The 7,038-nt window shown below is 52.2% G+C and carries 8 protein-coding genes; all 8 read right to left on the bottom strand.

All coding sequences use genetic code 11. The features are described from left to right. Positions 1 to 145: 145 nt before the first annotated feature. Positions 146 to 634, bottom strand: a complete 489-nt coding sequence (locus DWY89_RS11515; RefSeq protein WP_118524141.1) for a MogA/MoaB family molybdenum cofactor biosynthesis protein — start codon at positions 632 to 634, stop codon at positions 146 to 148. Positions 635 to 663: 29 nt separating this feature from the next. Then, positions 664 to 1,101, bottom strand: a complete 438-nt coding sequence (locus DWY89_RS11510) for an MOSC domain-containing protein (RefSeq protein ID WP_022360487.1) — start codon at positions 1,099 to 1,101, stop codon at positions 664 to 666. A 132-nt stretch (positions 1,102 to 1,233) separates the two neighbouring features. Continuing rightward, positions 1,234 to 2,214, bottom strand: coding sequence for a GTP 3',8-cyclase MoaA (gene moaA, locus DWY89_RS11505; RefSeq protein WP_118524699.1), 981 nt, complete (start codon positions 2,212 to 2,214; stop codon positions 1,234 to 1,236). Beyond that, entirely contained in the window at positions 2,211 to 2,687 is a 477-nt protein-coding gene (gene moaC / locus DWY89_RS11500; RefSeq protein WP_022360485.1) for a cyclic pyranopterin monophosphate synthase MoaC, read from the bottom strand. Before moaC ends, moaA begins: the two co-directional genes overlap by 4 nt. After that, positions 2,662 to 3,651, bottom strand: a complete 990-nt coding sequence (locus DWY89_RS11495; protein ID WP_182434576.1) for an NTP transferase domain-containing protein — start codon at positions 3,649 to 3,651, stop codon at positions 2,662 to 2,664. The genes moaC and DWY89_RS11495 overlap by 26 nt, the downstream gene beginning before the upstream one ends. 22 nt (positions 3,652 to 3,673) lie before the next feature. Beyond that, entirely contained in the window at positions 3,674 to 4,762 is a 1,089-nt protein-coding gene (locus tag DWY89_RS11490; RefSeq protein WP_118524139.1) for a sulfate/molybdate ABC transporter ATP-binding protein, read from the bottom strand. Beyond that, positions 4,759 to 5,538, bottom strand: a complete 780-nt coding sequence (gene modB / locus DWY89_RS11485; protein WP_118524138.1) for a molybdate ABC transporter permease subunit — start codon at positions 5,536 to 5,538, stop codon at positions 4,759 to 4,761. Before modB ends, DWY89_RS11490 begins: the two co-directional genes overlap by 4 nt. 262 nt (positions 5,539 to 5,800) lie before the next feature. Beyond that, the gene (gene modA / locus DWY89_RS11480; RefSeq protein ID WP_118524137.1) at positions 5,801 to 6,661 is read right to left on the bottom strand and encodes a molybdate ABC transporter substrate-binding protein; all 861 of its coding nucleotides are present in this window, start codon (positions 6,659 to 6,661) and stop codon (positions 5,801 to 5,803) included. Positions 6,662 to 7,038: the final 377 nt, after the last annotated feature.

Below are 7,038 nucleotides of genomic sequence, written 5' to 3'. Positions count from 1 at the left end.
AATTTAAAGAAAAATGGTACTGGGCATAACACCCAGCACCAAGTTTGTCTACAGTCTGATAGCGAGGACTTGAAAGTCCTCGCTATTAGCATACATCGTCTTATATATTATATCTGTTTTTCCATCTTCGTTTTTGCTGCTTTCCCTACTTTCTAGCACACTCCCCATCAAGCCCCAAAAGGATTTTTAATCCATGATCCAGCTGCGGCAGAATGTATTCCAGACACTCCTGCACCGCTTTCGGACTGCCCGGCAGGTTGACGATCAGCGTGCGTTTGCGGATCCCGCTTGCCGCTCGGCTTAACATCGTCCGCTTTGTAAATTGTAAGCTGTATGCCCGCATCGCCTCCGGGATACCCGGAACCATCCGTTCCGCGACCGCCAGCGTCGCCTCCGGCATCACGTCGCGCGGAGAAAATCCCGTTCCGCCCGTTGTTAAGAGCAGATCGGCCTTTCCCTCATCGCAGATCTCCTTCATCGCCTCTTCCAACATCGCCTGTTCGTCCGGCAGCACCTTCTGCCAGACCACCTCATAACCAGCCTCTCTCACCATTTCTGCGATTACCGGACCACTCACATCCTCCCGTTTTCCCGCGTACCCAGAGTCACTGGATGTAATAATTGCTGCTCTCATTGGTTTCCCACCTCTCTTTGATCTCTTTCCTACGCTTCTTCCAGAATCTCCAGATTATCTCCTTCTTTGATCACGCCGCCGTGCAGCACCTTCGTAAATACGCCCTCGCGCGGCATGATGCAATCGCCCATTGCCTGGAAGATCGCGCATCCATGGTGGCATTCTTTTCCGATCTGTGTCAATTCCAGCACGACATCGTTGCATTTAAATTTTGTCCCGATCGGGAGCGTCTTGAAATCGATTCCTTCCACGACCAGATTTTCACCGAACGCGCCGTCCTCGACCTTCGCGCCGCGCGCGCGGAATTCCTGAATCCGGTCATATGAAAGAAGGCTGACCTGACGGTGCCATTTGCCCGCATGGGCGTCACCCTCGATTCCATAGTCCTCGATAAGACAGACCTGATGGACATTTTTCTTCTGAACACCTTTGATTTCACTGGTACACGTTGCGATTACTTTTCCCATGATTGTTTCTCCTTTTCTTTATCCACAAATTTTCCGATTTCATATTTCATATACGATATTTCACTTGTAACATTCCGCCGGCTCACACTTTCACCGCAGAAACCATAATCATAATCCTCACAAACACCCTGCTTATCCGCCTATCTGGGACATTCCCCGGTGTTCCCGATCCGTAAATTCCGTCTTTTTCTCAAAACTATGTCCCTTCGGCTTTTCCGCAAGCGCCTGTCCGATCGCCCGGCGCAGGTCTTCATCGGTACCGCCGCCGCGCAGAATGGTCTTTAATTCTACCCCATTGTCATACTGGAGACAGGTCTTTAAAAATCCTTCTGATGTCAGCCGGATCCGATTGCATTCGGAACAGAATTTATGGCTGACCGCGCTGATAAAACCGATCCGTCCCTGAAAGCCAGGGACTGCGAAATAATGGCACGGGCCATTTCCTGCCACGTCCCCGCACGGGATAAAGGTTCCAAATGCCTCTTCCAGCGCATGCTTCAATGCATCCTCTTTCACAAAGGCAAACTGCGTTCCCATGCCGATCGGCATCATTTCGATGAAACGCACGTGCACGTTATGGTTTTTCGCCAGTTCCGCCACCTCTAAAAGCTTTTGCTCCTCGATCCCAAGCACCGGCACACAATTTATCTTGATCTGCATCCTGCCTTTCTGGATCGCCGTCCGAAGGCCGCGTCTGACCGCTTCGATCTCATCCCGGCGTGTGAGCTGCCGGTACACCGACGCATCCAGCGTATCCAGGCTGATCGTGACTGAATCAACCCCCGCGTCCGCCAGCGCATCGTACATTTCTTCTAATAAAACACCGTTCGTCGTGATCGTCAGGCTCTTGATTCCCGGAATCCGTTTTAACGCTGCTGCTAACTCCGGCAGTCTCCGGCGCACCAGCGGTTCGCCTCCGGTCAGCTTGATTTTCTGAATGCCGTTCTCTGCCAGAATCTGACAGACCCTCTCGATCTCACCAAACCGCAGAATCTCTTCATGGGAAATGCTGCCGACGCCTTCCTCCGGCATACAGTACACACAGCGCAGGTTGCATCGATCGGTCACGGAGATCCGGACGTAGTCGATCGTTCTGCCGTATCCGTCTATCATCGCACAAATTCCCCGCTCTTTCCTCCCGATTTTGCATCGAGATGTATCTCTCCGATCTCCATCCGCTTGTCGATCGCCTTGCACATATCATAAATGGTCAGAAGCGCCACGCTGACACCGGTCAGCGCCTCCATCTCGACGCCGGTCTTTCCTTCCAGCTTAGCCGTACAAAGTGCCTTGATCGTCAGTTCTTTTTCATCCACCTCAAAATCCACGCTGCATTTCGTGATAAGAAGTGTGTGGCACATCGGGATCAGGTGTGCGGTCTGCTTCACCGCCATGATTCCCGCCACGCGCGCCACTCCCAGCACATCGCCCTTGGCAACCGTCCCTTCCAAAACCGCCTTCATGACTGCTTCATTGACGTGAATCTTGCCGGATGCCGTCGCCGTCCGGCTGGTAATCTTCTTTTCCGTTACATCTACCATGATCGCATTTCCCTTTTCATCAAAATGCGTTAATTTCTCTTCCATCTGTATCCTCCTTTTCCTCTTCTTCCGGCTCCAGAAAGATTTTTTCAAACGCTGCTTCTGCTGCCGCCTGCACTGCTGCTTCCATCCGGCGGAATTTTTCTAAAAACGCCTTTCCATCCGGCGTCAGCACAGAAAATCCGCCCTTGCTTCCGCCCGTCTGGCGCTCTAAAAACTGGATTCCCAGCTGCGCCTCCGCGATCTTGAGCATTTTCCAGCCCTTGCTGTAGGAAATATCCCGGATCTGACAGGCACCGAGCATTGAACCGCTCTCAGCAACTGCCTCCAGAAAATCCGCCGTCAGCGCGCTGAAGCATTCTTCCTCGCGGCTCAGCGAAATCGACGCCCGAAATGCCAGCTCCCCGCGCTTCTGCCTGTCTTTTTCGTAGGCAAGCAGCGATTCGTAGTCCATTTTCGTGTTGGTGTCCAGTAAAACACCCGGATCTTCAACCTCGATCTCCCGGACACCTTCGCCCCACGCATCCATTGCGCCGCGGAGTCCTTTTCCACCCCGGTACGTTAAGATATGTCCAAACACTTCCTTCGACAGCATGACCGGGTGTCCTTTTTTTCCCTGACAGACCGGTACTGCCATGCTTCCGGGCGCCTGCGCCATCTTCTCGATTGTGTCCGCCGTGATCATCGGCACGTCGGCAGGGAACAACAGCACCCGATCGGCTTTTTTCTGGATATGGCGCAGTCCCATGCAGATTGAGCCGTACATCTGCGATGTCTCATACCGCTTGTTTCGGATACAGACCGCACCGCGGTGTGAAATATGACGTTCCAGCACATCTGCCTGATACCCGGTCACGACGACGATCGGCGAGATCCCCGCCTGCCGGATCGTGTCGATCTCCCTCTGTATCATCGTGGTCTGCCCCATCCGGAGCATCGGCTTTAATTCTTCCATGTGCACCGACCGCCCTGCCGCCAGGATGATCGCGCCTGTTTTCCCATCTGCCATACATATCCCCTTTTCTATCATTCTAACCTTCTTTTAAAAGCATGATATCTCCCGGTGCAATTCCCAGCCGGACGCGGTCTCCGCGCTGATACCGGTTTAGTGAATCACTCTGCTTATAGTCTACCTTCCACCAGATCACCTCGCGTTCCAGTGCATTTTCTTTGTCACCCGCTGCCCCTGCATTTTCCACCGGACGCAGCAAAACATCCCACTCAAATGGCTGGCAGAGTGTGTCCCCCCACTCGCACGTAAATTCATTCGCACTGCCGCGCGCCGGATAAAACTGGTGCGCCCGGATGCCGATATAGGCATGCTCCGCCGCAACCGCTTCTTCGGTCTGAAGCGTGAGTCCCCAGTCGAGCGCCTCCACCTCATATTCGCCGATCCGCCGGATCCGGCTGAAGTTTTTACAGCCTGTCAGGCGTGCCGCAGTGACATTTTCCGGTTTCTGGAAAATCGCCCGCGTCTCTCCCTTCATCGCCACCTGTCCGCGGTTTAAGATGATGCTCTTCTCGCAGAACCGATAGACCTCGTCCCGGCTGTGGCTGACCATCAGCACATCGCCCGTGTACCCGCGGAGTACCTCGCGCACCTGAAACTGCAGTTGTTCTTTCAGATAATAATCAAGTGCCGAAAATGGTTCATCCAGCATGATCACATCCGGCTCATAGACGAGAATGCGCGCCAGCGCCACACGCTGCTGCTGTCCGCCGGAAAGCTGGGACGGATACCTTTTTTCAAGCCCTTCTAATTTAAAGAGACGGATCATTCGGGCAACTGCCTCCTGTTTTTCCTCCTTGCTGCCCGAAAGCCCCGCTGCAATGTTGGTTTCTACGGTCATATTCGGAAACAATGCATAATTTTGGAATAAATAACCGACTTTCCGCTTCTGCGGCGGCAGGTTGATGTGCTTTTCCGAATCAAAGAGCACCCTGCCGTTTAACACGATCCGCCCTTCGTCCGGCGTCTCAATTCCGGCGATACACTTGAGCGTCATGCTCTTGCCGCTTCCGGAGGCGCCGAGAATGCCCATGACGCCGCCATCGGTGTTAAGCGATACGTCCAGCGAAAAGCCGGAAAATCTCTTTTTGATTATCGCCTGCAGGCTCATCGCGCGCCTCCCTTCTGTGCATCCGCTTCCCTGTCCGCAAACAGTTCCACCGAAACCTTTGCATCCTGACCGCCCGCTTCCACACTGTTATCTTTCTTTTTATGATTGCTGCGTCCGCGCATATCCCGCCGCGACAGCACATTCATCAGCACGACGACCAGGAAGGAAATCACCACGATGATCCACACATACTGGTATGCCATCGACATTTTTCCAGCCGCCACCTGTGAATAGATGGCAAGCGGCAGTGTCTGCGTCTTTCCGGCGATATTGCCCGCCAGCATCGCGGTCGCACCGAACTCGCCCAGTCCTCTCGCAAAGGCAAGGATCGCGCCGCTGAGGACGCCCGGCATCGCCGACGGCAGAATCACCTTCCAGAAAATGCGGCTTTCGGAAAATCCCAGCGTCCGAGCCGCATAGATAAGCGTCACATCGACCTGTTCAAACGCGCCGCGCGCTGCCCGGTACATAAGCGGAAATGAGATCGCCACCGCCGCGATCACCGTTGCCGCCCATGAAAATACAATCTTGACGCCAAACAATTCCAGAAACAGCTGTCCGAGCGGTCGTTTTACACCGAAAATCATCAGCAGGAAGAAGCCTGCTACCGTCGGCGGCAGGACCATCGGAAGCGTCAGGATGCCGTCCAGCACCATTTTCACTTTCTCAGACCGTGCCGATACCACCAGCCGCGCCATCCAGACTCCCAGAAAAAACGTAATAAGGATCGACAGCGTTGCTGTTTTCATCGATATCCATATCGGAGACCAGTCCATCTTTCTTCCCCCCTTTCCTATGAATCAAGTCGAACGTCCGTGAGACCCAACTCCCACTGAGACAAATTTGCTATTACTCGCCACCTAAAGAGGTGGGAGTCTTCTCGACTGAGATAAAAACTGCCGCAGAACACCTGGTTTTCAACGGACCCTGCATTCTGCGGCGGATTTTATTCCATACATGGTTCACTGTCTGTCCTTCGCTGTCCTGCTTTCTATTCACACAGTCAGCTGCATATCCCAGACAGTCATCGCTCCCGGCTTATTTATTTGCTGTGAAGCCATACTCCGCAAAGAAAGAAAGCGCATCATCGGTTCCCAGATAATCTACAAACTTCTGTGCTGCATCTTTCTTTGTGCTTGCACTTACAACACCAACCGGATAGATAACCTTCGATACGCTTCCTTCCGGTGCATATCCGATAACCTTTACCTGGTCAAACTGATCGCTGGTGGTTGCATCGGTCAGGTATACGATACCTGCATCTGCGCTTCCGGCTGCTACCCAGCTTAAAACCTCGGTTACATTGGTACCAAAGCTTGTCTTAGCCTCTACATCATCCCACATACCCAGGTTCTCAAAGGCTTCCTTGGAGTACTGTCCAACCGGAACACTCTCCGGATCGCCGAGTGCAATCTTCTCTGCCTTTGTGATATCCTCAAAACCGGTAATTCCCAGTGTAGAATCCTTCGGAACGATCAGGGCGATCTTATTTTCCAGAAGCTCTACGACAGAATCTGCATCGACCAGTCCCTCGTCCTCCAGCGCGTTCATCTGCTTCATCGCTGCGGAGAAGAATACGTCTGCATCCGCGCCCTCTTCGATCTGGGTCTGCAGCTTTCCTGAACTGTCAAAGGTAAAGCTCAGCTTGATGTCCGGATTCTCTTTCTCAAATGCCGGCTGAATCTTGTCTTCCATAACGTACTGAAGGCTGGCTGCTGCCGCTACCAGAATCTCCTGTTGGTCGCCGGCTGCCTCTGCTTCTGCTTCGGTCTCTTCTGTCTCAGCTGCCTCTGCCTCCGTTTCCGGTGCTGCTGTCTCAGCCGGTTTGCTGGATGAACATGCGGTCAGGGATGCTGCCGCCATCGCTGCTGCCATTACAAGTGCCCACGTTTTTCTCATATCTTGGTTCCTCCCTCATTTCACGCACATGTTTCCGGCATCCTCCTCGTTTCGATTCCTCACGCCATAGCAATGTGGTTTTTACCCGTCCGTTATTTTTGGAAAATCATAATGATATTTGCTAATCAAATAGTAGCACGTGGCACTTTTTTTGTCAATCTTTACAATGATTCTTATTTAATTCACATGTCGTTATGTGCATTAAAAAATAACGCGTCTTTTTTCTGCATTTTCCCTTTATTCTTATGAATTTTCCAGTTTTTCTTTCCAAACCTTTCCGTCTATTTCCGTGAAATTGTTGTGATGATTTTTCATGTATTTTATTTTTATCTTTTTATTTTTCATGTATTTGAAATTTTTTTATCCAAATACACCGG

This window comes from Clostridium sp. AF27-5AA (assembly GCF_003478415.1).
In the GTDB taxonomy this organism is placed as follows: domain Bacteria; phylum Bacillota; class Clostridia; order Lachnospirales; family Lachnospiraceae; genus Otoolea; species Otoolea fessa.
The sequence above is the reverse complement of the archived record's forward strand: the minus strand, read 5'-3'. Positions and strand labels throughout refer to the sequence as shown.

Excerpts from the sequence above, each read along its gene's own strand:
- DWY89_RS11495 (WP_182434576.1), bottom strand. The coding sequence starts at position 3,651 with ATGGCAGATGGGAAAACAGGCGCGATCATCCTGGCGGCAGGGCGGTCG.
- DWY89_RS11510 (WP_022360487.1), bottom strand. The coding sequence starts at position 1,101 with ATGGGAAAAGTAATCGCAACGTGTACCAGTGAAATCAAAGGTGTTCAG.
- modB (WP_118524138.1), bottom strand. The coding sequence starts at position 5,538 with ATGGACTGGTCTCCGATATGGATATCGATGAAAACAGCAACGCTGTCG.
- moaC (WP_022360485.1), bottom strand. The coding sequence starts at position 2,687 with ATGGAAGAGAAATTAACGCATTTTGATGAAAAGGGAAATGCGATCATG.
- DWY89_RS11515 (WP_118524141.1), bottom strand. The coding sequence starts at position 634 with ATGAGAGCAGCAATTATTACATCCAGTGACTCTGGGTACGCGGGAAAA.
- moaA (WP_118524699.1), bottom strand. The coding sequence starts at position 2,214 with ATGATAGACGGATACGGCAGAACGATCGACTACGTCCGGATCTCCGTG.
- modA (WP_118524137.1), bottom strand. The coding sequence starts at position 6,661 with ATGAGAAAAACGTGGGCACTTGTAATGGCAGCAGCGATGGCGGCAGCA.
- DWY89_RS11490 (WP_118524139.1), bottom strand. The coding sequence starts at position 4,762 with ATGAGCCTGCAGGCGATAATCAAAAAGAGATTTTCCGGCTTTTCGCTG.